Source organism: Acinetobacter legionensis, assembly GCF_048552295.1.
Classification (GTDB): Bacteria; Pseudomonadota; Gammaproteobacteria; order Pseudomonadales; family Moraxellaceae; genus Acinetobacter.
In genome coordinates this window covers 1-501 of record NZ_JBIMCW010000075.1, presented here as the reverse complement: position 1 = coordinate 501, position 501 = coordinate 1, and the positions used below count along the sequence as shown (strand labels likewise).

Genomic DNA, 501 nt, shown 5'->3' with positions numbered 1-501 from the left:
CAACTGTGCCACTGTTACCTGTGAAGGTCACTGGTTTAACCACTTCAGTGTTGAGGTTCGTTAATGCATCACCCACGTTGTTCGCTGTTGTGGTCGTGCCATCTGTTTTAGTGGTGACATAGCTTGGCGCACTGATTGCACCTGTGCTGTTGTCATATTTTGATCCACCGCCCAAGTTCGTCGCAGTGCTATTACCTAAAGCATCGGTCTTGCTGCTTGATGCTGTAGTCGCTGCATCTAACTGACCTTTGTTGACCGCTTGATCATCTGTAGTTGCATCAGCAACATTACTGATATTCTTGTTTGCTGCATTAATACCGCTGCTCGTAACACTTGGACCACCTGTAATCGTCAACCCACTGTTATCTAACTTGCTATTGCCTGTAATGACACTGCCAGCTGCGCCTAAGTCTAAGTTTGGATTTAACTTAACTTGTACGCCATCAGTAGTCGCAACTGTACTAATGTTCGTATCACCAGTGATGGAAACTGTATCACCTA

The 501-nt window shown here is 45.5% G+C and carries 1 protein-coding gene; it reads right to left on the bottom strand.

Annotation, left to right across the window (positions count from 1 at the left end; all coding sequences use genetic code 11):
* Positions 1 to 501, bottom strand: a 501-nt coding sequence (locus ACG916_RS21510; RefSeq protein WP_419378814.1) for a hypothetical protein, incomplete at both ends; no start/stop codon positions are given.